The following is a 23,242-nucleotide window of genomic DNA, read 5'->3' on the forward strand; positions in this document are numbered from 1 at the left end:
TCCCACTCAGCCTGAAGTAAAACTCCAGGTGATTCACAGACTCCGAGAGAATCCTGGAAATGTGATTCACCGAATGTTCACTTTGCCGACCGCTGCCTGTTGTTGTGCTGCCGCGGCCGCGGTCATCTTCTCTCCCCTCGCCGCGGCGGATCCGGACCAGCCGTCCAGCCCGAATCACGGTATTCACACCCCTGCACAGGGCTCTATGGAGCTACCCACCGACCGCGGCCGTCGCCATGTGCTGCGCCAAGACCAGGGCGTCGGCGGAGCGGATCCCGACGTACCGTACGGAACCAACCCCTACGTGCCGGACCACGCGAACGATATCGGTGGGGCCAATCCGGACACTCCGCTCGGCACCGATCCCGATGTGCCCTACGGGACCTGGGCGCAGAGCTAGTCTCCCGGTAACGGAGCCGGCGGATCCGGCTGCGGCACAACGCCGCCCGGTGCCGGGACCGGCGCGTCGGGTGCCGGAGTGTTGTAGATATCGATGCTGTCCCGCTGGTTCCAACCGCCCCAGGACTGGTCTCCCCAGCCGCCCGGGTATTGCGAAAGCTGTGGCGGCAGATCACCCATCGACTGCGGCAGCATATTGAGCACGCCGCTGGGTACCCCGGGGATTCCCGGGACATAACAAATCTCCGGAGGGCACGGTTCGGCATATGCCGGGGCACCGCTTGCCATAACGCCCAACGCCGCCGCTGCCGTGCCGATCAGGATTCCTGCGCGCATACCCCTCAGGCTACGCCCGCGAATGTTGGCCCCTCCGTGAAAAGGCAGCGGAAGGGTCAACATTCGCGATCAGCTCAGAGGCGTTCGATGATGGTGACGTTGGCGGTGCCGCCGCCCTCGCACATCGTCTGCAGGCCGTAGCGGCCGCCGGTGCGCTCCAGCTCGTTGAGCATGGTGGCGAACAGCTTGGCGCCGGTGGCACCCAACGGGTGCCCCAAAGCCATGGCCCCGCCATTCGGGTTGACCTTCTTCAGGTCGACGTCCAGCTCCTTGGCCCAGGCCAGCACGACGGGGGCGAAGGCCTCGTTGATCTCCACGACATCGATATCGTCCATGGTCAGACCGGTCTTCTCCAGCGCGTACCGGGTGGCCGGGATCGGTCCCGTCAGCATGAACACCGGGTCGTCGCCCCGGGCGCTGATGTGGTGGACGCGTGCACGCGGCTTGAGGCCGTGCGCCTTCACCGCGCCCTCGGAGGCCACCAACGTGGCGCTACCGCCATCGGAGATCTGGCTGGCGAGCGCCGCGGTGAGGCGCCCGCCCTCGACCAGAGGCTTCAGGCTTGCCAACTTCTCCAGGGTGGATTCGCGGGGGCCCTCGTCGACGCGGAAGTCGCCCACAGGGATGATCTCGTTGTCGAAGTGCCCGTTGCGGATTGCGGCGAATGCCTTCTCGTGGCTGGAGAGCGCGAAAAGCTCCATCTCCTCACGGCTGATGTCCCACTTCTCGGCGATCATTTCCGCGCCTCTGAACTGAGAGATTTCCTGATCGCCATAGCGGTGCAGCCAGCCCTCGGATTCTGCGGTGGGCGAGGTGAACCCATATTCCTTGCCGACGAGCATCGCCGCCGAGATCGGAATCTGGCTCATGTTCTGGAAACCACCGGCCACCACCAGGTCCGCGGTTCCGGACATAACAGCCTGCGCGGCAAAGGAAATAGCCTGCTGGCTCGATCCACACTGACGGTCGACGGTGCAACCCGGCACCTCTTCGGGGTACCCGCCGGCCAGCCACGCCAACCGTCCGGCATTGCCGGCCTGTCCGCCGATGGCGTCCAACACACCCATGTACACGTCGTCGATGGCGTCGGGATCGACGTCGACGCGGTCGAAGAGTCCCTTGAAGGTGGCCGCACCCAGATCCAGCGGATGCACCTTGGACAGCGAGCCGTTGCGCTTGCCGACAGCGGTACGCACAGCGTCGATGATGTACGCCTCAGACATGGTGAATCTCCTTATTTTTCAGATGTTCTCAGACGGATGCCCGACGGTGATCCCGCCGAGGACGATCGAGAGGTACTGTTCGGCGACTTCCTGCGCGGTGCGTGAGCCACCGGGGCGGAACCAGCGCACCGACACCCAGGTGGCGTCGCGGATGAACCGGTAGACCACCGCGACGTCGAGATCGGGGCGGAAGTAGCCCTGATCTATGCCATCGCGCAGCACTTCCAGCCACAGTTGGCGCTGCTCGGTGTTGAGCTCGTTGAGGTAGGAGAACCGCTCTTGCGTCAGCAGCCGGGGCGCCTCCGCCTGGTAGATGGCGACCTGCGCATGTTTGGTTTCAATCGCATCGAACGATGCCAGGAACAGGCCCTTGAGCGTGTCCACCGGATTCAGGTTGGCGGCCGCAATCTCGCGATAGCGTGCGAACAGTCCCTCGAGAAAGTCCCGCAGCAGCTCGTCGACGATCGCCTCTTTGGAATCGAAGTGGTGATAGAGGCTGCCCGACAGGATCCCGGCGGCGTCGGCGATATCGCGCACGGTGGTCGCGCGCAGACCACGCTCGGCGAACATTTCGGCGGCAAGGCTCAGCAGCTCGTCGCGGCGGGACGGCTGCGATGCGCTGTTTGCGCGAAGAGCGTCCGACGCTCGCACCTCGGTCACCTTGTCCACCTCCCCACTGTATCAACCAAGCGCTTGTTTGGTCGACCGCACATCCGATGTCACGCCCGCTGGCTGGACACCGAGATGACCTCGCCGGTCAGATAGCTCGAATAGTCACTGGCCAAGAAGGCGATGGTCGCCGCGACCTCCCAGGGCTCGGCGGCGCGCCCGAAGGCCTCGTCGGAGGACAACTTGTCCAACAGGTCCGATGAGGTCACCTTGTCGAGGAACTTGTGCCGGGCGATGCTCGGGGCAACGGCGTTGATACGCACCCCGTGCTCAACGGCCTCGATGGCACTGCACCGGGTCAGCGCCATGACACCGGCCTTGGCGGCGGCGTAGTGCGACTGCCCATATTGCGCCCGCCAGCCCAACACACTCGCGTTGTTGACGATGACGCCGCCGTGGCCGGCTTCGCGGAAGTAGCGCAGGGCGGCGCGGGTCGCGCGGAACGTGGAGGTCAGGGTCACATCGAGCACCCGGTCCCACTGATCGTCGGTCATATCCGCGACCGGGGTCTCGCCGCCGAGACCGGCATTGTTCACCAGCACGTCGATACGGCCCAGGGCGGCAACGGATTCAGTGATCAGCGCATCCACGGCCTCGGTGGACGTGACATCGCACACCACCGCGGCAACCTTGCCCAGCCCGAGCGCGGCGAGCTCGTCCCGCGTCTCGGTGAGACGACGCTCGTGATAATCCGAGATGACGACGTCGGCGCCCTCGGCCAGTGCACGACGTGCGGTCGACGAGCCGATCCCGGTCCCGGCGGCCGCAGTGACGACGACCGCCTTACCCTTCAGCAGACCGTGTCCGTCAATCTCTTTCGGCGCCACTGCCAGGTTCATTTAGCGAGCCTCTCTGGGTAGACCGAGCACCCGCTCGGAGATGATGTTTCGTTGAATCTCGTTGGAGCCGCCGTAGATGGTGTCGGCGCGCGAGAACAAGAACAGTCGCTGCCACTCGTCCATCTCGCCGTCATCGGTCAGCAGGGTCGACTTTCCGATGATCTCCATCGCCAGCTCGCCCAGGTCACGATGCCAGTTGGCCCACAACAGCTTTGACACGTTGTCCTGACCGGGCCGCTCCTCGTCCATGGTGGCCAGCGCGTACGCACGCATGGTGCGCAGGCCCACATAGGCCTGCGCGAGGCGCTCCCGGATGGCCGGATCGTCCGCCGACCCGTTGGATTTGGCCAGCTCGGATAGTCGGGAAAGCTCACGGGCATAGGTGATCTGGTTGCCGAGGGTCGACACACCACGTTCGAAGGTGAGGGTGCCCATGGCGACCCGCCAGCCGTCGCCGGGCTCGCCGACCACCAGATCGGCGGAGGTACGCGCGTTGTCGAAGAACACCTCGTTGAACTCCGAGGTACCGGTCAGCTGGATGATCGGCCGAATCTCGACACCCGGCTGATCAAGGGGCACAAGCAGATACGAAAGACCCTTGTGACGCGACGATCCGGGTTCGGTACGTGCGACAACAAAGCACCACTGGGACTGCAGGGCCAGGGAGGTCCACACCTTCTGCCCGTTGATCACCCATTCGTCACCGTCAAGCACCGCGGTGGTTGACACATTGGCGAGATCGGACCCGGCCCCGGGTTCCGAATAGCCCTGGCACCACAGTTCCGTGACGTCGCGGATCGTGGGGAGAAAGCGCTGCTGCTGCTGTGGAGTGCCATAGGCGATGAGCGTCGGCCCCAGCAGTTCCTCGCCCAGGTGATTGACCTTGTGGGGCGCCTCCGCCCGCGCGTACTCCTCGTAGAAGATGACCCGCTGGCTCACCGTGGCCCCACGCCCGCCGTGCTCGACGGGCCAGCCCAGGCAGGTCCAGCCCGCGGCGGCCAGATGACGGTTCCAGGCGAGACGCTCGTCGAAGGCTTCATGCTCACTGCCGGGGCCACCGAGGCCCTTCAGCTCGGCGAACTCACCGACAAGGTTCTCGGCCAGCCATTCCCGGATCTCGGCGCGCACCTGGTCGTCGGACATCTCCGACATAGGTTGTCCGGCCGGCGCCGGTGATACTTGCGACTCAACCACTCCAGTAGGCTAACCTACCAAGCACTTGCTTTGTTAGAGGAGAGTGGACGGACAGTCGATGCAGACACCCGAACTCACCATCCCGGCCGCATTGGACCAGGCAGCCGCCCGTTTCGGCGAGCGCGATGCCCTCTATGCCGACGGTTCTTGGCTGTCTTTTTCCGAACTTCGCACCCACGCCCGGCGCTTCGCCGCGGCGTTGATCGCACTCGACATCACGCACGGAGATCGGGTGGCCATCTGGTCTCCCAACTCGTGGCATTGGCCCATCGCCTGCCTTGGCGCGCAGTACGCCGGGGCCGCCGTCGTCCCGATGAACACCCGCTACACCGTTGACGAAGCGACAGACATCCTGCAGCGCAGCGAGGCTCGGGTCCTGGTGTCGGTCGGGGTCTTCCTCGGCTCGGACCGCATCACACAGCTCGATACGTCGTCCCTGCCCGATCTGCGGCACATCGTGAGGGTGGCGGTCGAGGCCGGCGACGACTCCACCTGGGACGCGTTCGTCGCGCACGGAGACGACGTCAGCGACGAAGACATCGACGCGCGCAAGGCCATCGTGGGTTCGGAAGACATCAGCGACATCCTCTTCACCTCCGGCACCACCGGACGCAGCAAGGGTGTGCTGTGCATGCACCGCCAGCCGCTGGCCGCCTCCCTGGCCTGGGCCACCTACGGCGAGTTCACCGAGAACGACAGGTACCTCTGCGTTAACCCGTTCTTCCACAACTTCGGATACAAGGCCGGCATTCTGGCCTGCCTGCAGACCGGCGCCGCGCTCATGCCACAGCTGACCTTCGACCCCGAAAGGGCGATGGCCGCGGTGCAGGAGCACAAGATCACCGTGCTACCCGGCGCACCCACCATCTTCCAGATGCTGCTCGACCACCCCGCGCGCAAGAACTACGACCTGACCTCACTGCGGTATTCGGTGACAGGCGCGGCCGTGGTGCCGGTGGTGCTGATCGAACGCATGCAATCCGAGCTGGACTTCGACCTGGTGCTCACCGCCTACGGCCTCACCGAAACCCAGGGCTTCGCCACGATCTGTCGCTCCGATGACGACGCCGTCACCGTCGCGACCACCTGTGGGCGCCCGATGATCGGCTACGAGCTGCGCATCGACGGTGCCGAAAAGCCCGGCGACGAAGGCGAAGTGCTGCTGCGCAGCGCCAACGTGATGAAGGGCTACCTCGACGATCCGAAGGCCACCGCCGAGACCATCGATACCGACGGGTGGCTACACACCGGTGACATCGGCAAGCTCGATGAACGCGGCAATCTGACCATCACCGACCGGCTCAAGGACATGTACATCTGCGGCGGGTTCAACGTGTACCCGGCCGAGATCGAGCAGGTGCTGATGCGCCTCGACGGGGTGGCCGACGCCGCCGTGATCGGGGTGCCCGACGAGCGCCTCGGCGAGGTCGGCAAGGCGTATCTCGTGCTGCGCGATGGCGCCAGCCTCGATGCGCAGGCGGTAATCGATTACAGCGCAAAGCATGTGGCGAATTTCAAGAAGCCGCGGTTTGTCGAGTTCCTCGACGGACTTCCCCGCAATTTGGGCGGCAAGGTGGTCAAACCCACTCTGCGGGCCATGCATCGCGATGAGCAGTTGCGCGCAGAGCAGAGGGCACAGAAGGAGAGCAGCTAGTGGACCTACTTCTTGACGATGAGACCGAGGCCTTCCGGGGCGAGGTGCGCGAATTCCTGGCGGCCAATGTCCCGAATCCGCCGCTGCCCTCCTATGACTCACCGGAAGGCGCGGTGGCACACCGCCAATGGGAGCGCACCCTGTACGACGCGGGATTCTCCGCGGTGTCCTGGCCCAAGGAATATGGCGGCCGCGATGTCACCCTGCTGCAGTGGGTGATCTTCGAAGAGGAGTACTTCAAGGCAGGCGCCCCGGCACGCATCAGCCAGAACGGCATGTTCCTGCTGGGGCCGACACTGTTCGCGCACGGCAGCAAGGACCAGCTGGATCGCATTCTGCCGAAGATGGCCAACGGCGAGGAGATCTGGGCGCAGGCATGGTCGGAGCCGGAGTCCGGTAGCGACCTGGCGTCGCTGCGCTCCCCCGCCCGCAAGGTGGACGGGGGCTGGCGCCTGTCCGGGCAGAAGATCTGGAGTTCGCGAGCGCCGTTTGCGGACAGGGCATTCGGGCTGTTCCGCTCCGACCCGGAGGCGCAGCGCCATCAGGGGCTGACGTACTTCATGTTCGACCTCAAGGCTGAGGGGGTCACGGTCCGCCCCATCCCACAGCTCGACGGCGACCCCGGCTTCGCCGAGATCTTCCTGGACGATGTGTTCGTGCCCGACGAGGACGTCATCGGCGCGGTGCATGACGGTTGGCGCGTCGCCATGAGCACCTCGAGCAATGAGCGTGGCATGTCGCTGCGCAGCCCCGGCCGTTTCCTTGCCACCGCCGACCGCCTGGTGGAGCTGTGGAAATCGGTACCGGAGAACGGGTTCGCATCCGAGCGCGTCGCCGACGCCTGGATAGCAGCGCAGGCCTACCGACTTCACACCTTCGGTACCGTGACCCGGTTGTCCGGCGGCGGTGAGCTCGGTGCTGAATCCTCGATCACCAAGGTGTTCTGGTCCGAGCTGGACGTCGCTCTGCACGAGACGGCGATCGACCTGCGTGGTGCCGACGGTGAGCTGACCGGACCCCCAGACGCCGACTGGACCTCCGGTTATCTGTTCTCACTCGGTGGCCCGATATACGCGGGCACCAACGAGATTCAGCGCAATATCATTGCCGAGCGCATCCTGGGCCTACCCAGAGAAAGCAGCGTAAGCGCTCGCACGGGAGGTGCCAAGTGAAGTTTGATCTGGACACTCAGCAGCGAGACTTCGCCGCCAGTATCGACGCCGCCCTGTCGGTGGCGGACGTTCCCGCGGCGGCTCGCGCCTGGGCCGCCGGCAGTCACGAATCCGGCCTGGCCGTGTGGTCGACGCTCGCCGAGCTGGGCGTGACGGCCCTTGCGGTCTCCGAGAAATATGACGGCATCGGCGCTCACCCGGTGGATCTGGTTGTCGCACTGGAGGGTTTGGGCAAGTGGGCCGTGCCTGGACCCGTCGTCGAATCTCTCGCGGTGGCCCCGGCGCTGCTCACGGAGGACGAACGCAGCGCCCAGCTCGCCTCCGGTGAACTCATCGCCACGGTCGCCGCGCCTCCCAATACCCCGCGGGCTCTCGACGCGGACATCGCCGGACTCGTACTCATCGCCGACGATATCGGGTTCCGTGAGGCGCAGGCCGGCGCACAGCACGAGTCGATCGACGCCACCCGGCGGGTGTTCGATGTGACACCGACCGGCGGCGGCGCCTCCCTGGACACCAGCCGCGCTATCGACTTTGGCGTACTTGCCGTTTCGGCACAGCTGATCGGCGCCGGACAGGCGCTGTTGGACCGTGCCGTGGAGTACGCCAAGCAGCGCTCCCAGTTCGGCCGGCCGATCGGCTCCTACCAGGCCGTCAAGCACAAGCTGGCCGATGTGCACATCGCGCTGGAGCTGGCGCGCCCGCTGGTGTACGGCGCCGCACTCTCTCTCGCGGACGAATCCCACACTGCGGCACGCGATGTGAGCGCCGCCAAGGTCGCCGCGGGCAAGGCCGCCTATCAGGCCGCGCGCTCCTCCCTGCAGACCCACGGCGCCATCGGGTTCACCGCCGAATACGACCTTTCCCTGTGGATCCTCAAGGTACGAGCCCTGACGTCGGCATGGGGTACGCCGGAATGGCATCGGGACCGGGTATTGGAGGCACTGTGAGCCCTTCCGCCAACGCCGAACGGCAGATGCTGCGTGACACCGTCCGCTCCTTGGTCACCAAGCGGGCTGACTCGAGCGCGGTCCGCGCCGCGATGGAGTCCGAACACGGGTACGACGAAAACCTGTGGACGGTCCTGTGCGAGCAGGTCGGGGCCGCGGCGCTCTTGGTTCCGGAAGAATTGGGCGGTGCCGGAGGCGAACTCGCGGACGCGGCCGTCGTGGTCGAGGAGCTCGGCCGAGGGCTTGTTCCCAGCCCGCTGATGGGCACGCTGTGGGCAGAACTCGCTCTTCTGGACACCGGATGCACCGGTGAGCTGCTGGAATCGCTGGCCGCCGGGGAATCGATCGGCACGGTGGCCTTCGACCCCGGATATGTCGTCAACGGAGATATCGCCGATGTGGTGCTCACTCTGGAGGGTGACGAGGTGCGTCAGGCGGCGACCGTCTCCGCCACCCCGTTGTCCACCATGGACCCCACCCGTCGACTCGCCGCCCTCGCGGTGACCGAAAGCACGCCCATCGGGGCGGCCCCGGGCCTGCTCGACAAAGCCGGGTTACTGCTGGCCGCCGAGCAGGTGGGCGCCGCCGCGCGAGCACTCGAGCTCACCGTCGAGTACACCAAGACTCGAGTGCAGTTCGGACGCGCCATCGGCGGCTTCCAGGCTCTCAAGCACCGGATGGCCGACCTGTATGTGTTGGTCGAATCCGCGCGCGCCGCCGTCTACCACGCTATCCAGGATCCGACTCCCGAGGCCGCGACCGTAGCGAGAATCAAAGCCAGTGAGGCACTTTCGACAGTATCCGGCGATTCCATCCAACTGCACGGCGGTATCGCGATCACCTGGGAACACGACGCGCACCTCTATTTCAAGCGCGCACATGGCAGCGCACTACTGCTGGGCACACCGCGTCAGCTGCTGCCAAGTCTGGAGAGTGCCGCCGGACTGTAGACATCAACGGCCGAGTTCTACACCCCGGCGATTCCAGTGAGAAATCCCGGCGCCGTGAAGATGACATGCTCCCCTGTGCCGTCCAGTTTCACGGCACGGATTGCACCGGATAGGTCTCCGACGTATGCGACACCGGCGCCCTTGTCTACGGCGAGCCCTATCGCTTCGCGGTACCCCTGTGACACCACGGTGATATCACCACCGGGTTTACCCGCTGCAGGAATTTCCGCTCTGTTCAACGTATTTCCCAATGGCGGCGCACCGCGATCGGTCCAGTAGAGCAAGCCATCGACCACATCGATCTCCAGGTCGATCGGTTCCGGCAAGTTCGACCACAAGACCTCAATGACACGGCTGCCCGGTACTCCGTCGAGCGGCGTGCGGAAGATTCTCCCCATCCCTCCCTTGGGCGGTCCCTTCTGGGTCCAGTACAGGTAGCCGTTCACCTCGTCCACCGCCACACCTACGCACTGGTTGAGCAGATCCCGCCGGCCAACGGCAGTGGTCGCAACAACTACCTCGTCACGCATGTCAGTGCCATCCACCCGGGCGCTCCTGACGGCCGCACCCTCCCGGTCCGACCAATAGAGCCGCTCCCTGCCCCACGCTCCGGCCAGCTGCTTTCCGGTGACAAACGAGCCCTCCGGCAGGATCTCGGTGCGCCCGCTGCCATCCAGCCCGGCACGCTCGAGCGATCCGTTCTGCCGGTAGAAATCCAGATCGGCATCGGATGTCGGCGGACGCCTATCGGGCAGACGGGGCTTGCCCATGTTCGTCCAGTACACGTACGTGCGCGTCGGGTCCACGCAGATACCGTCGGGGCCGGAATCCAGGTCGCTCACCAAGACGGTCGACGAACCATCGCTGATCTGCACCTTGAGCATCTCGTTGCTCATCGGATGCAACGCCAGCACATACTCGAACGCCATTGTTTCCTCTCTGACCCCCCGCATAATTAGGGGGCAATCTCGGCCCGACCGTATCCGCCTAGGCATGCACGTGACTATTATCTTCTCGACAAGAGTCGAGAAGATACTGAAATCTACTGCAGTAGAACGTAATTAATACTGGCTCAAGTATTTGTACCGACATTTGCCCACAGGCCATACGATCGGACCCATGAGCAATAGCCTCACCACCACCGATCCGTCACGACTTCCCGCCTACCGGCTCGCCGCCGTACTCCTCGGTGTCGGTGTCGTGCATTTCGTCGCGCCCAAACCCTTCGACGCCATCGTTCCGGCCGAACTACCCGGCGACGCGCGGTTCTATACCTATGCCTCGGGTGTTGCCGAACTCGGAACCGGTGCGCTGCTGCTGGCCCCGAAGACACGCAGGCTCGGCGGCACAATTGCTGCTCTGTTGTTCATCGCGGTGTTTCCCGCCAACGTCAACATGGTGCGGCTGTGGTGGAACAAGCCGTTGCCCCTGAAGCTCGGCGCCATCGCCCGGCTGCCCCTGCAGATCCCGATGATCACCGAGGCGCTCAAGGTCCGCCGTACGTCGTAGCGCCGTCCTCGTCGCGTCTAGTCATAGATGACAGCGGTTCCCTCGCGCCGCAGATCCGCCAACCCCGCACGGAACGTCTCCATGAATTCCGGCGGGGGTCCTACCCAGTCCATGACCTCGCCAACGATGCGCACGGGTTCCCGGGAGCGGTACGAGTGGGTCGGATTTCCCGGGAACTTTTTGTCCGTCACATTCGGGTCGTCTTCCAGGGTGCCCTCCGGTTCCACGATGTAGACATGACCCCTGCCCTCACCTTTGGCCATGATGGCGGCCAGCCCCGCGCCCACCAATGTCTTCGTCACGTAAACGTGGTTCATGACGCGGCCCTCCTCGTAGTTCGAGAGATGCCCGGGCGTCAATAGATCACCCACTTCCAGGTCGGCCTTGGTGCCGTGGAAGTAGGCGCCCGACTCGTGCGCCTCGAAAAAGTCCGGCATCGTCATACCAGTTCCCCTCAGTCGAAATTCGTGGTCGCAGGATTGTGCGCCACCTTGGGGGCCTTGCCGCAAGCCCCCCTTCGTGTCATATTTTGAAAGGGAGAAGCCAAAAGGTTGACCCGAAATCCGTGCGGTGGTCGGGTTGACTCATGCCGCTACAGATATCCGACCGAGAACGCGAAGCTCTGGCGCAGGTCACCCAGTTTCCGCTGCTGGCCGCGATCACCGGTCGCCGCTCGCGACGTTTCCCCGCCGGCGGTCGCATACCCGACGGCCCGCTGGCATACACCAGCGGCCAACCCGTCACGCCGATATCGGAAGTCGAACGGGCACTGATCCTTTCGGTAGTCGGCGGCGTCACCGGGTGGCACTACGGCATCACTCACCACCCCGGATATGCCCCCGCGTTCCCGAACTACTCCGGCAGCGCCACTGGCCGCACCTTTCCCTCCGCCGCCGGCTTCCATACCAGCCAGCTGTTTTTCACCGACGACACCGGGATCTATCTGCTGCCCACCCGCGATGAAGCTCCACAAGGGTTCACGACCATCGAAGAGTGGATAGGCCACACCGCCGACTCGTACGTGCGAATCTCGGACAAACGTCTGGAGCTGCCGCGCGAAGAGCCGTACATGGAGGGCCACAACATCTGGATTGGCAACCACCCAGGCAGCCTGCTGGCCTTTCCGGTGGCCGATCTGGCCGAACATCTGATCGCGAACCTGTCGTTCTTCGCCGCCAATGGCTACCTCGTCTACGACGACATCAACAACCAGAGCATCCCGGGCACCGAAAAATTCGGCAGCCTGCGCCATTACGGCGATCCGATTCCGCTGTCCTTCGTCGAGCAATACACGCTCACCGAGGCAAGTGCCGAACTCGCCACCGCCACACACAACGGGGTGCTGCTATTACAAGCACTCGGCCTGGGTGGCTGGATGTTCGACGGGCTCGACCGACTGTCGGTGCTCGGCGGATCGGGTGATCCGCGAGCTCCGGGTATCGGGTTCCGTTCGGACAATGACCAGCGGTGGCCTTTCCCGAATGCCACCGGTCTGCCCGGATTCTTCGAGACTCTCAGCCCGCCGCACGTGCCGACGATCGCGGCCGGTGTGGATAAGTACATCGAGCGCAAGTACGGCCCGGGTGGCCCTTTCCACCCTGACACCCCCGGCGCCTGGGCCGATTCACGCAAGGTGCGCTCGGCCGCGTTACCCGCCGAGGCGATCCAGGAAATCGTCACCGTGCAGGCCTCATACATCTATGACACGTTTGGCAAGATTCCCGGTACCGTCCCCACCGTCCATGTCCTGATGTACCTGCAGGCCCAGAACATCGACCTGGGCTTCTACGACACGCACTTCGGACCCGGCGCCTATCTGCCGACGCACGCCGAACACGCCCGGCGCTGGTACGGACGCTAATCACGTTCACAGACGGGCACAGCGACTTTCACAAGTTCTTCACATTGGTTTGCTAGGTTCGCCGTATGTTCGAGGCGATCCTGGCCGAAGCCGGTGTGAGCCAGTGCTCTGGCCACCCGGGCATTCCAGCCTGCCAACAATTCAACCAGGGATTCGGTTTCTTTCTCCTTGGGCTCGTCGGGGTGTTCATGACGGGAATCATGGGACTTTGCGTGGCTCTACGTGCAGCGAAAGCCGAAGCCGCACAACCAACCCGATGGGGCCTAGCGCTGGTCATCGCAAACCTGGGGTCACTCGTGTTGCTCGTGTTCAGCGTGGTGGGTTAGCCAAGAAGGGTCGGCTGAGTCACTGCACGTCCATGGACTTCACGTGACGCCAAGATCGCCGGCAACGCCCGCTGGCTAGATTGCTGAGCCCTACCCGGACGGATTGATCGCTGCGCGTGGACCCCAACCCCGGCACAATCGGTCCATGCGTCGAAGAAGGCTGCTTCAGCTCGGTGCGGCAACCGCAGGCGCAATCTTGCTAGCCGCGTGCACCGACGTATCAGTTGAGGGCGACGATACTGACGTGGTGCACGACGGCAGACCCTGGCACATGCCTGATGAAGGCGAGCCACATCTGCGAACCTGGATGGCCTTCGGCGCCAGCCCAGAGATCTGGGGACGACGGCTGAACCGCAAGGTGCAACAGAATCTCGGCGCCATCGCCCAGGCCATCGCGCAATTCGAACCAGTGTCGATGTTGGTGCGACCCGATGAGACCGAGCTGGCACGCCAATTAGCCGGCCCCAACGTGGAGTTGGTTCCTGCCCCACTGGACGACCTATGGGTACGCGACAGCGGACCCGTCTTCGTCCGCAACGAAAGCGGCAGAGCCGCTGTTGATTTCAACTTCAACGGCTGGGGCGACAAACAAGAACACGAGTCGGATGCCAAGGTCGCGGTCGAGGTGGCCCAGCGTGCGGGAGTTCCCGTGCTGCACACCAATCTTGTCCTGGAGGGCGGCGGTATCGAGGTCGATGGCCAGGGCACCGCAATCATCACCGAAAGCTGTGTTCTCAACAGCAACCGCAATCGGGGTCGATCCAAGAGCGATGTGGAAGCCGAGTTGCGGCGCCTACTGGGCCTGCAGAAGATCATCTGGCTGCCCGGCATCGCGGGGATGGACATCACCGACGGGCATACCGATTTCTACGCACGGTTCGCCGGGCCAGGGGTCGTCGTAGCCGGACTCGACAACGACCCCGATTCGTTTGACTACGACGTGACACGCCGTCGCCTCGACATCCTCGAAAAGGCGACGGACGCGGCCGGACGCCCTCTGCACGTGGAAGTGCTCGAAGCACCCGGGCAGGGGCGCGATGACTTCGACTCAGAGGATTTCGCGGCCGGTTACATCAACTTCTATATCTGCAACGGTGGCGTCATCGCGCCCGAATTCGGAGACCCCGGCGCCGACGAGGCGGCCAAGTCGACCCTGGAACGAGTCTTCCCGAACCGCAGGGTGGTTCAGCTCGATATCGACGGTATCGCCGCGGGCGGCGGCGGCATCCACTGCGCCACACAGCAGGAACCCCGATAGCACCGACTCAGCGGGCAACAGAGCGAGGCGCGCCCGGGCCGGCATCGATCCGCACGGGGCCGCTGGCCGAGGGCGTCACCGGGAAGTCGAATATCGCCGTCGGAATGTAAACAGTGGCACAGGAATTCGGAATATCGACGACCCCAGACAGCCTGCCCTCGATGGGCGCAGCACCCAACAGCAGATACGCCTGCTCCGGGCTGTAGCCAAACTTGGTGAGGTAATCGATGGCGTGCAGACAGGCCCGCTGGTACGCCAAATGCGAATCCAGGTAACGCTGTTCGTCATCGAGGGTGACGGACGTCCCCGAGAACGCCAACCACTGTGAGTATTGCGGGTCGGTGTTACCCGGCATGAAGATCGCGTTCTCGGCAACCCCATAGGTATCCATGCCGCCCTTGAGCACATCGACATGCAGATCGATGAAGCCACCCATCTCGATGGCCCCGCAGAAGGTGATCTCGCCGTCCCCCTGGGAGAAGTGCAGGTCGCCGACCGACAGCTTTCCACCCGGCACAAACACGGGGTAAAAGACCCTGCTGCCCTTGGTCAGGTTCTTGATGTCTTGATTGCCGCCGTTCTCGCGTGGCGGCGCGGTCCGGGCCGCCTCGGCCGCTGCGCTCTCGAAGGATTCCCCACTGAGGGCACCCAGTACCGCGTCCCTGGGCTCCGGCGGAAGTGCCAGTGCGGGAACGCGGTTGGGGTCAGTGGCGATCAGCGCGCCCTCACGCGTATTCCACCGTGCCAGCAATTCCGCGGATGGCGCCGTGCCCATCAAGCCGGGGTGCACGATCCCGGTGAAACTGACCCCGGGGACATGCCGGGACGTCGCGGTCTGCCCCGAGAAGTCCCAGATGGCCTTGTACGCGTCCGGGAACTGCTCGGTGAGGAACCCGCCGCCGTTCACGGTCGGGAAGATGCCCGTGTAGCCCCATCCCTGACCTGCCAGCGGACCGGAATCTTCCTGCGGAATGGGGCCCACATCGAGAATGTCCACGATCAGCAGGTCTCCGGGTTGCGCCCCTTCCACCGAGAAGGGTCCCGACAACGCGTGCACCGTGGTCAGCGGAGCATCGCGGATATCATCGGCGGAGTCGTCATTGTGGATCGCGCCATCGAACCATTCGCGGCAGTGCACCCGGAAAGAGGTGCCCGGTTTCACCACGGCGGCCGGCGGAATGTCAGGGTGCCACCTGTTGTGCCCGACGATGTGTTGCTCGGTGAACTTCTTGTTCGAATCCAGCGGGAACAACACCTCGGGCATGGCATTCCTTCCGATCAGGGGCGGGGTAAATTGCGATGCAACGGATTTGATGTCACGGGCGCCGAACGTCGCACATTGGGTAGCGCGGAGACCACGGATGGCTCGCTGGCACTGCGATGGGTGGCGTCGAGCAGGCGCATACGCGCCGAGGAGCCACGGCTCATCCCGGCGATACCAAATACCCGGCGTGCCGGTTCAGGGCAGCCGGGGCACGGCACGGTATCCGGGGCGGTCGCCATCGGAAAGTTGCGCGCGGTATCGCCACAGCTCATGCACCGATACGCGTACAACGCCATGACCCGCCCTCACCGAGGTAGCACCTGGATCTGTGACGTTACGCCGGATTGGCTAGGCCCGCAGGGGAAACGGGGGTAGGCCCGGTTACAACCAGGTGTCCTCGGTGGTCGCGGTCAGGAATGCCTCCAGGTCGTTGCGCCAATCGGCGGGCGTGGTCTTGTCCGGTTCGATACCGGTGTACTGCCCGCGGTAGAACAGCAGCGGTCGGGTGGCTGTTGGTTTCTCCGGGATCTCGGAGAGTTCATTGACCGATCCGAACACGACCCAGTGGTCCCCGCCGTCGTGGACGTTCGCGACCTCGCAGTCGATGTGCGCGAGCGATCCGTTGATGATCGGCGATCCGAGACCCGATGGACGCCAATCGATTCCGGCGAACTTATCGGGCTCCCGCGAACCGAACCGGGCCGAGACTTCGCGCTGATCCTCGGCAAGCACGTTCACACAGAACTTGCCCGACTCCTCGATGGCCGCCCAGGACCGGGACTGCTTGGTTGGGCAGAACAGCACCAGTGGCGGTTCCAGCGACAGCGCGGCGAACGACTGGCAGGCGAACCCGACCGGCGCGTCCTCGTGCGTGGTGGTGATGATGGTGACGCCGGTGCAGAACTGCCCCAGCACATTCCGGAACGCCCGCGGGTCGATAGCCGGTTCAGACATCTGCGCGCAAACCTCTACTTGAACCCGACGCTGAAGTCGTGACCCCACAGGCTGATTCCCACGCTCTCCCGGGCGATCCAGCTCTCGTCATCGACTTCCAGTCCTTCGCAACCGAATTCCATGTCGAACCCTCCAGGGGTCTTCATGTAGAAGGACAACATCTTGTCATTGATGTGCCGACCCAGGCTGGCCGACATTTTGACCTTCCTCCGGTTCGCACGGTCCAGGCAGAGGCCGACGTCATCGGAGTTCTCCACCTCGACCATCAGGTGCACGATTCCCGTTGGATTCGGCATCGGCATGAACGCCAACGCGTGGTGACGCGGGTTGCACCCGTAGAACCGCAACCAGACCGGATCACCGTCGGCGGGACGCCCCACCAGCTGGGGTGGCAGCTTCATCGAGTCTCGCAGCTGGAAACCGAGGACATCCTGATAGAACGCCTGTGCCGCGGCGTCATCGGTACACGTGAGCACCACATGCCCGAGCCCTTGTTCGGCGGTGACGAACTTGTGGCCGTACGGGCTGACGAACCGGCGACCCAGGTATTGGGCACCGTGAAAAACCTCCAGCACGTTCTCCGAGGGATCGTTGAACCGGATGAAACCCTCGACCTTGCGGTCCGAAATCTCTTCCTTGGTGCCCTCGGTGAATTCGACCCCGGCCTTCGCCAGGCGTTCCCGCACGGCCTGCAGCGCCGGTGCGTCGGCGACCTCCCAACCGGAAGCCAGCAATCGGTCGCTATCCCCCGGCACAATCACCAGACGCGCTGCGACATCATCCATCCGCAGATACAGCGCGGAAGGATCATCTCCCGCGCCTTCCATCATGCCGAGCACCTTGGTCCCGAACTCGCGCCAGGCCGCCATGTCGGTGGCCTGGATCCGCATGTATCCGAGTGCCTTGATAACGCTCATGGGGTAGCGCCCTCCTAAACCATCGTGTCGGTGGCGGGCAGCTCGAACGCGTGGTTGCCCCAGATCTGGTAAGCCCGCTCCGCGTCATTGGCCGCGTGCACGCGACCGGCGTGCGCGTCACGCCAGAAACGTTGTACCGGAGCATCGTTGGACAGCGCGGTGGCGCCGGAGTTCTCGAACAACAGGTCGATCGACGCGATCGCCCGGCCGGTGGCACGCACCTGGTCGCGGCGCGCGGCAGCACGCAGCTCGAAGGGAACCTCCTGGCCCGCCGAGATGAGAGCGAACTCGTCGCCCACATTCCCGATCAGCTGACGCCACCCGGCGTCGATGTCACTAGCGGCCTCGGCCACGCGCACCTTGGTGAACGGGTCATCCTTGGCCTTCTCGCCGGCGTAGGCCGCGCGCACGCGCTTGCCCTGGGCCTCGACGTGTGCGTCGTACGCGCCATATGCCATGCCCATGATGGGAGCGGTGATGGTGGTGGGGTGCATTGTGCCCCAAGGCATCTTGTAGACCGCAGCGGTGTTGGTCTCGTATCCACCGGCGGTCTGGTCGTTCATCTTCTTGTACGACAGGAACCGGTGCTTCGGCACGAACACGTCCTTGACCACGACCGTGTTGCTACCGGTACCGCGCAGGCCGACCACATTCCACACGTCATCGATGCGGTACTCGGTGCGCGGGATCAGGAAGCTGCCGAAGTCGACCGGACGGCCGTCCTTGATCACGGGTCCACCCAGGAACGCCCAGGTGGCGTGGTCACAACCCGAAGACCAGTTCCACGAACCGTTGACGAGATAGCCGTCACCGGCCTCGGTCACCACACCAGCTCCCATCGGAGCGTACGAGGAGGACACCCGCACGTTGGTGTCCTCACCCCAGACCTCTTCCTGCGCCCTCTGGTCGAACAGGGCCAGGTGCCAGTTGTGTACGCCGATGATCGAAGCGACCCAACCGGTCGAGCCGCAGGCGCTACCCAGACGACGCACCGCCTCGTAGAAGGTGGTGGGGGCGGTTTCGTATCCACCCCACTGCGAGGGCTGCAGCAGCCTGAAGAAGCCGATCTCCTGCAGTTCGGCGACCGTGGCGTCGGGCAGACGCCGCAGGTCCTCGGTTTCCTGCGCGCGCTTGCGCAGGGTCGGCAGCAGGTCGTCAATTCCTGCGAGAACCGCCTGAACTTCGTCCCGCTGTTCGGTCGTCGTCACTGCATTTCCTCCACTGCTGTAGTTAGCATCAGTCGGCACAAACTAGGGCTAGTAGTTCGCGACACTCGCTGCACACCCGTGGTGACAGCACGTGTTCACTGCTGAGACTAGAACACGTTTCGATCTGTGTCGACATCGCCTCGCCCACCCCGGGAAGGCGGGCTCATCTGGAACGAAGCGACGACGGTGTTGTAGGGCCAAAGGTCAATTCTGTAACCTGTTCTAGTTCGGCCGCTCGCCGACGACGACTGACGGAGGAATCACGTGACGGACGTTCCGCTGGGGAAGCACGTCCTCGAGGTTCGAATCGCCGAGGTGATCGATGAGACCGCCGACTCCCGGTCCCTGGTCTTCGAGATTCCCGAGGATGCAGCCGACAAGTTCGCGTACGCACCCGGCCAGTACCTCACATTGCGCATTCCGTCCGATCGCACCGGTTCCGTGGCGCGCTGCTACTCGCTGTCCAGTTCCCCGCATATCGATGATCGGTTGACCGTCACGATCAAGCGCACCGCCGACGGTTACGGGTCCAACTGGATCTGCGATAACGCCCACGCCGGTATGCACATGCATGTCCTGGCGCCGTCCGGGGTTTTCGTCCCGCGAGAGCTCGATCGCGATTTCCTGCTGCTGGCCGGCGGCAGCGGTATCACCCCGATGATGGCGATCTGCAAGTCCGCACTCTCCCAGGGCAGCGGCAAGGTAGTGCTGATCTACGCCAACCGCGATGAACAGTCGGTGATCTTCGGGGCGGCGCTGCGCGAGCTCGCGGCCAAGCACCCCGATCGGCTGACTGTCATCCATTGGCTCGAATCGGTGCAGGGATTGCCGTCACTACAGTCCCTGGCCACCCTGGCTGCGCCGTTCGCCGGTCATGAGGCCTTCATCTGCGGTCCCGGGCCGTTCATGGATGCCGCTCAGGCCGCGCTCAAGGGCAATGGCATGGCCGACGATCGTGTGCACGTCGAGGTTTTCCGCTCTCTCGAAAGCGACCCCTTCGCCGAGGTCGTCCTCGCCGAGCCCTCCGACGACGACGAACCACCGGCCACGGCCACCGTGGAACTCGACGGGGAGACTCACGAGGTCAGTTGGCCGCGCAGCACCGTGCTGCTGGACGTGCTGCTCGCCAAGGGCCTGGACGCGCCATTCTCCTGCCGCGAGGGCCACTGCATGACGTGCGCCTGCATTCTCAAGAACGGCAAGGTCCGCATGCTGGTCAACGACGCGTTGTCCCAGAATGACATCGACGACGGGTACATCCTGGCGTGCCAGGCGGTTCCGGAGACCGACGATGTCAACGTAACCTTCGACGAGTGAGAGACCGCATGGCTCGCGTCATATGTGCCGCCGCACTGCTGATGACCGCCACAACCCTGATCACCCCGGTGCCCGCCAACGCCGAGGTCAAAACGGTCGACGTCAGCACTCCCGTCGACGATGGCCGCCAGCTGGAGGTTCACACCACCGCCGACTGCCGCAGGGCCGAGCGGCAGTGCTACTACACCGCCAGTTTCAATCTGCGGACCCCCAATGGGATTGAGGGATTCGGCGGTGACTTGTGGGCCAAACAGACCACCGAGCTACGCACCTCCGACCGCATGAACTATCTATGGGTGCAGTGGGCTGACAACCCGAACACGGTGGAGCACAACGGCGGTAGCACCTGGCTGCTCACCACCGTCTACTTCGGGGGCGGTGACACCGACCGCTTCCGTATCACCGGAACCACCCAACCCACCGACTGGGCGACCGGGCAGCCCAAGCTCGACGCCGACTACATCGTGTGCAGCCACGTCGAGGCCAGTATCGGTGGCCGTAGCGTGATTTCACCCGATGCCTGCGCGCAGGCCCGATTCAGCTAGGCATTTCGGTACGCATATGCGTACTGCCCGCCTCTATGCGACAACTCGTGGCCCGCGGCGGGCCGCGCGGAAGTTGTCGCATAGACGTGGGCACTAGCTGTATGTGGCCCAAGCGCCGTCCGAGTCAATGTCGGTGCCCTTTGGCATGGTGCATGCATGGCCGCCCGGACTCGCGCGCTGCGCACCGAACTGCGTTATCTGCTTGTCTTGCACATCCACCGGCACGGACTCACCGCCGTGTCCGAGATGGTCACCATGTTGGCGGACATCGGTTTTGACGTGGATGGCCGCCCGTCAAAGACCGTCTCGGACGCACTACGCACCGACGTCAAGCTCGACCGCGTCCGTCGACGCGGACGTGGCGTCTATGGTCCGGGAGCATTGCCGCGCAGCACCCAACACCGCATGCGCACCCGAACAGTCAGATGGATGGACGCTAGCGCGGCAAGCCGAGTAGCCGCTCGCCCGCCACGCTGAGCAAGATCTGCGTGGTGCCCCCGGCGATGGACAAGCATCGATCCCGCATGAACAACCACATCTCGTGCGACTCCACCGCACCGTGAGAGTCCACGTAGTCGAGGATGTGCTCAGAAAGCCCCTGGCGATGCCGCACGCCGACGAGCTTGCGCACACTCGAGGCCGCACCCGGGTCCTGACCGCCGATGGCGCGCAGCGCGGTGCGCAGATCCAGCAGCGCGCCGGTCTGCGCCGAGCAGACGAACACCCCGAGCGTATCCAGCTGTGCCGCATCCAATTCGGCATCCCCAACAAGCGCCAGCAGCGATTCCATGGCCTCATCGAGGGTGCCGCCACCCGCCATCGCCACCCGCTCGTTGGCCAGCGTGGTGCGGGCCAGGCGCCATCCGTCGTCGACCGACCCGACCACGTTCTCGTCCGGAACGATGACCCCGTCGAGGAAGACCTCGTTGAACATCTCCTCACCGGTGATCTCACGCAGCGGCCGCACGGTGATCCCGGGGGTCTTCATATCCAACAGGAAATACGTGATGCCCTTGTGCTTGGGAACGTCGGGGTTGGTACGGGCCAGGCAGATCGCCCAATCCGCGATCTGCGCCTTGGAGTTCCATACCTTCTGCCCGTCGAGCTTCCAGCCGCCCTCGACCCGAGTTGCCTTGGTACGCAACGATGCAAGGTCGCTACCGGCACCGGGCTCGGAGAACAGCTGGCACCACTCGATCTCGCCACGCAGGGTGGGTGTGACGAATTGCGATATCTGCTCGGATGTTCCGTGCTCAAGAATGGTCGGAGCCGCCCACCAGCCGATGACCAGATCAGGACGCGTGACGCCGGCCGCGTGTAGCTCCTGATCGATGAGCAGCTGCTGCGCGGCGCCCGCACCCAGTCCGTACGGCGCGGGCCAGTGCGGGGCCAAATAGCCCGTCTCGGCCAGCCGAATCTGCTGCTCGGCCTTTGGCGCCGAGGCGATTTCCGCGGCAGCCGCGGCGACCTGCGCACGCTGAGTCTCCACCTCGCCGAGGTCGATGGTCAGCGACCGGCGGGTACCGCCGATGGTCAGCGCGGCGGCCTTACGCCGCCATGCCGCGGGCTTGCCCAGGAAGGACTGCAGGGCGTACGCCCGGCGTAGGTACAGATGCGCGTCGTGCTCCCAGGTGAATCCGATACCACCGAGTATCTGGATGCAGTCCTTCGTGTTGGCCACCGCCGCGTCGACGGCCACCGCCGCCGCAACCGCTGCGGCAAGCGAAAGCTGCTGGGCATCAGCATTGTTGGCCGATCTGTTCGCGAGGACGTCCCGCGCGCACTCGGCGGCATCCCAGACGGCCACATCGGCCTGCTCGACACGGCACAACATCTCCGCGCACATGTGCTTGATGGCCTGGAAGCTGCCGATCTGCTTGCCGAACTGCTCGCGCACCTTGGCGTACTCGACAGCCGTCTGCAACGCCCACCGCGCCACGCCCACCGCCTCGGCCGAAAGTGTCACGGCCGACAGATCAGAGACCACGGCGGCCGGCAGGCCCACCGGGTGCACCGCGGCATCCTCCACGGTGGCCGCGGCCCATGGCCGCGAGAAGTCGGTCGCCTTCTTGGCTGCCACCGCGATGCCGGTACCGGCGCAGTCGACGAGTACCCAACCGTCGGACCCCGGGGCCAACAGCACGCCGTCGGCGGTACCGCCCAGCACAGTCGGCAACACGCCCAACGCCCGCCCGTCGGAGACGACCAGGTTTCCTGTGAGGGCCAGGCCCGCCGTGCGTTCCCCGGCCGCCAACGCACCGACCAATTCCTCGTGCCCGTCGGTCGCGAGGACCACGGCCGCCAGCGCACTGGTGGCAACGGGTCCCGGCACCAACGCGGCCGCGGCCTCATCGACCATGGCGATCATGTCGTCGAATCCGGCCCCCGACCCGCCGGCGGCCTCCGGCACCGCAACACCGAAAATGCCCAGTTCAGCGAGCCCGACGTAGGCGGGACCCCACCCGTCAGGTTCGGATTCCAGCTTCCGGACCGACTCGATGACAGCCGCGCTCTTGGCCCACTGACGGACCGCATCCCGCGCGGCTTCCTGGACGTCGGACACAGATTCTCCTTGGCTCGTTTTTCGGCACAAATCAGACTAGAACGTGTTCTAATATCGTGATTGGGTTCAGTGTAGTAGGAACGCATTCAGGCTGTACAGAGCGCTACCGACGAGCCGGGGAGACCTGATTCGCA

At 64.6% G+C, this 23,242-nt stretch carries 24 protein-coding genes and 1 pseudogene; 12 read left to right on the forward strand and 13 right to left on the reverse strand.

Going from position 1 to position 23,242, the window contains the following annotated elements:
• Window positions 1–61 precede the first annotated feature (61 nt).
• Window positions 62–400, forward strand: coding sequence for a hypothetical protein (locus tag BKG76_RS08175; protein WP_070937216.1), 339 nt, complete (start codon window positions 62–64; stop codon window positions 398–400).
• Here the strand turns inward: BKG76_RS08175 and BKG76_RS08180 are convergent.
• From BKG76_RS08180 to ipdE1, 5 genes are all read right to left on the reverse strand, one after another.
• Window positions 397–735 (reverse strand): hypothetical protein, encoded by a 339-nt coding sequence (locus BKG76_RS08180; protein WP_070937217.1) that lies wholly within the window; start codon window positions 733–735, stop codon window positions 397–399. The genes BKG76_RS08175 and BKG76_RS08180 overlap by 4 nt on opposite strands.
• Before the next feature lie 74 nt (window positions 736–809).
• Window positions 810–1,958: an acetyl-CoA C-acetyltransferase gene (locus tag BKG76_RS08185; RefSeq protein ID WP_070937218.1), complete on the reverse strand. Its 1,149-nt coding sequence runs from the start codon at window positions 1,956–1,958 to the stop codon at window positions 810–812.
• A gap of 18 nt (window positions 1,959–1,976) precedes the next feature.
• Window positions 1,977–2,618, reverse strand: a complete 642-nt coding sequence (locus BKG76_RS08190; RefSeq protein ID WP_165611529.1) for a TetR/AcrR family transcriptional regulator — start codon at window positions 2,616–2,618, stop codon at window positions 1,977–1,979.
• A gap of 59 nt (window positions 2,619–2,677) precedes the next feature.
• Window positions 2,678–3,466 (reverse strand): (5R,7aS)-5-hydroxy-7a-methyl-1-oxo-2,3,5,6,7,7a-hexahydro-1H-indene-carboxyl-CoA reductase, encoded by a 789-nt coding sequence (gene ipdF / locus BKG76_RS08195; protein ID WP_070937220.1) that lies wholly within the window; start codon window positions 3,464–3,466, stop codon window positions 2,678–2,680.
• Window positions 3,467–4,609 carry an acyl-CoA dehydrogenase IpdE1 gene (gene ipdE1 / locus BKG76_RS08200; RefSeq protein WP_083338098.1) on the reverse strand — a complete coding sequence of 381 codons (1,143 nt, stop codon included), beginning with the start codon at window positions 4,607–4,609 and terminating at the stop codon, window positions 3,467–3,469.
• A gap of 109 nt (window positions 4,610–4,718) precedes the next feature.
• Here ipdE1 and BKG76_RS08205 point away from each other — a divergent pair, with 109 nt between their 5' ends.
• The 4 genes from BKG76_RS08205 to ipdE2 are packed head-to-tail and all read left to right on the forward strand — an operon-like array spanning window position 4,719 to window position 9,386.
• The gene (locus tag BKG76_RS08205) at window positions 4,719–6,314 is read left to right on the forward strand and encodes a FadD3 family acyl-CoA ligase (protein WP_070939048.1); all 1,596 of its coding nucleotides are present in this window, start codon (window positions 4,719–4,721) and stop codon (window positions 6,312–6,314) included.
• Complete coding sequence (locus tag BKG76_RS08210) at window positions 6,314–7,486, forward strand: acyl-CoA dehydrogenase family protein (RefSeq protein WP_070937222.1); 1,173 nt, start codon at window positions 6,314–6,316, stop codon at window positions 7,484–7,486. The genes BKG76_RS08205 and BKG76_RS08210 overlap by 1 nt, the downstream gene beginning before the upstream one ends.
• Complete coding sequence (locus BKG76_RS08215) at window positions 7,483–8,436, forward strand: acyl-CoA dehydrogenase family protein (RefSeq protein WP_070937223.1); 954 nt, start codon at window positions 7,483–7,485, stop codon at window positions 8,434–8,436. The genes BKG76_RS08210 and BKG76_RS08215 overlap by 4 nt, the downstream gene beginning before the upstream one ends.
• Window positions 8,433–9,386 carry an acyl-CoA dehydrogenase IpdE2 gene (ipdE2, locus tag BKG76_RS08220; RefSeq protein WP_083337973.1) on the forward strand — a complete coding sequence of 318 codons (954 nt, stop codon included), beginning with the start codon at window positions 8,433–8,435 and terminating at the stop codon, window positions 9,384–9,386. The genes BKG76_RS08215 and ipdE2 overlap by 4 nt, the downstream gene beginning before the upstream one ends.
• 17 nt (window positions 9,387–9,403) lie before the next feature.
• Here ipdE2 and BKG76_RS08225 read toward each other — a convergent pair whose 3' ends face one another.
• The gene (locus BKG76_RS08225; protein WP_236737548.1) at window positions 9,404–10,315 is read right to left on the reverse strand and encodes a hypothetical protein; all 912 of its coding nucleotides are present in this window, start codon (window positions 10,313–10,315) and stop codon (window positions 9,404–9,406) included.
• A 190-nt stretch (window positions 10,316–10,505) separates the two neighbouring features.
• Between BKG76_RS08225 and BKG76_RS08230 the strand changes: the two genes are divergently transcribed.
• Window positions 10,506–10,895, forward strand: a complete 390-nt coding sequence (locus tag BKG76_RS08230; RefSeq protein WP_070937226.1) for a DoxX family protein — start codon at window positions 10,506–10,508, stop codon at window positions 10,893–10,895.
• Between the two features lie 17 nt (window positions 10,896–10,912).
• Here BKG76_RS08230 and arr read toward each other — a convergent pair whose 3' ends face one another.
• Window positions 10,913–11,338, reverse strand: coding sequence for an NAD(+)--rifampin ADP-ribosyltransferase (arr, locus tag BKG76_RS08235; protein WP_070937227.1), 426 nt, complete (start codon window positions 11,336–11,338; stop codon window positions 10,913–10,915).
• Window positions 11,339–11,481: 143 nt separating this feature from the next.
• On the opposite strand from arr, the gene BKG76_RS08240 reads away from it, so the two are divergent.
• From BKG76_RS08240 to BKG76_RS08250, 3 genes are all read left to right on the forward strand, one after another.
• A complete protein-coding gene (locus tag BKG76_RS08240) occupies window positions 11,482–12,756 on the forward strand; it encodes a hypothetical protein (protein ID WP_070937228.1) in 1,275 nt (424 codons plus the stop codon).
• Between the two features lie 65 nt (window positions 12,757–12,821).
• Window positions 12,822–13,082, forward strand: a complete 261-nt coding sequence (locus tag BKG76_RS08245) for a hypothetical protein (protein WP_070937229.1) — start codon at window positions 12,822–12,824, stop codon at window positions 13,080–13,082.
• Between the two features lie 145 nt (window positions 13,083–13,227).
• On the forward strand, window positions 13,228–14,340 hold the full coding sequence (locus tag BKG76_RS08250) for an agmatine deiminase family protein (protein WP_070937230.1): 1,113 nt from the start codon (window positions 13,228–13,230) through the stop codon (window positions 14,338–14,340).
• A 7-nt stretch (window positions 14,341–14,347) separates the two neighbouring features.
• On the opposite strand, the gene fmdA is transcribed toward BKG76_RS08250, so the two are convergent.
• The 5 genes from fmdA to hsaA all read right to left on the reverse strand — a co-directional run bounded on the left by fmdA (window position 14,348) and on the right by hsaA (window position 18,683).
• Window positions 14,348–15,604: a formamidase gene (gene fmdA / locus BKG76_RS08255; protein ID WP_070937231.1), complete on the reverse strand. Its 1,257-nt coding sequence runs from the start codon at window positions 15,602–15,604 to the stop codon at window positions 14,348–14,350.
• A gap of 14 nt (window positions 15,605–15,618) precedes the next feature.
• Window positions 15,619–15,900 (reverse strand): FmdB family zinc ribbon protein, encoded by a 282-nt coding sequence (locus BKG76_RS24800; RefSeq protein ID WP_109420658.1) that lies wholly within the window; start codon window positions 15,898–15,900, stop codon window positions 15,619–15,621.
• 85 nt (window positions 15,901–15,985) lie between these two features.
• Window positions 15,986–16,558: a 3-hydroxy-9,10-secoandrosta-1,3,5(10)-triene-9,17-dione monooxygenase reductase subunit gene (gene hsaB, locus BKG76_RS08260; RefSeq protein WP_070937232.1), complete on the reverse strand. Its 573-nt coding sequence runs from the start codon at window positions 16,556–16,558 to the stop codon at window positions 15,986–15,988.
• Between the two features lie 14 nt (window positions 16,559–16,572).
• Window positions 16,573–17,475 carry an iron-dependent extradiol dioxygenase HsaC gene (hsaC, locus tag BKG76_RS08265; RefSeq protein WP_070937233.1) on the reverse strand — a complete coding sequence of 301 codons (903 nt, stop codon included), beginning with the start codon at window positions 17,473–17,475 and terminating at the stop codon, window positions 16,573–16,575.
• Between the two features lie 14 nt (window positions 17,476–17,489).
• The gene (hsaA, locus tag BKG76_RS08270) at window positions 17,490–18,683 is read right to left on the reverse strand and encodes a 3-hydroxy-9,10-secoandrosta-1,3,5(10)-triene-9,17-dione monooxygenase oxygenase subunit (protein WP_070937234.1); all 1,194 of its coding nucleotides are present in this window, start codon (window positions 18,681–18,683) and stop codon (window positions 17,490–17,492) included.
• Between the two features lie 264 nt (window positions 18,684–18,947).
• Between hsaA and BKG76_RS08275 the strand changes: the two genes are divergently transcribed.
• The 3 genes and pseudogenes from BKG76_RS08275 to BKG76_RS08285 all read left to right on the forward strand — a co-directional run bounded on the left by BKG76_RS08275 (window position 18,948) and on the right by BKG76_RS08285 (window position 21,002).
• Complete coding sequence (locus tag BKG76_RS08275; RefSeq protein WP_070937235.1) at window positions 18,948–20,000, forward strand: ferredoxin--NADP reductase; 1,053 nt, start codon at window positions 18,948–18,950, stop codon at window positions 19,998–20,000.
• Between the two features lie 8 nt (window positions 20,001–20,008).
• Window positions 20,009–20,545, forward strand: coding sequence for a hypothetical protein (locus BKG76_RS08280; protein WP_070937236.1), 537 nt, complete (start codon window positions 20,009–20,011; stop codon window positions 20,543–20,545).
• 156 nt (window positions 20,546–20,701) lie between these two features.
• Window positions 20,702–21,002: pseudogene (locus BKG76_RS08285) on the forward strand (hypothetical protein).
• Here the strand turns inward: BKG76_RS08285 and BKG76_RS08290 are convergent.
• On the reverse strand, window positions 20,982–23,138 hold the full coding sequence (locus BKG76_RS08290) for an acyl-CoA dehydrogenase (protein ID WP_070937238.1): 2,157 nt from the start codon (window positions 23,136–23,138) through the stop codon (window positions 20,982–20,984). The pseudogene BKG76_RS08285 and the gene BKG76_RS08290 sit on opposite strands and share 21 nt — an antisense overlap.
• Window positions 23,139–23,242: the final 104 nt, after the last annotated feature.

The organism is Mycobacteroides franklinii, assembly GCF_001853795.1.
GTDB lineage: Bacteria > Actinomycetota > Actinomycetes > Mycobacteriales > Mycobacteriaceae > Mycobacterium > Mycobacterium franklinii.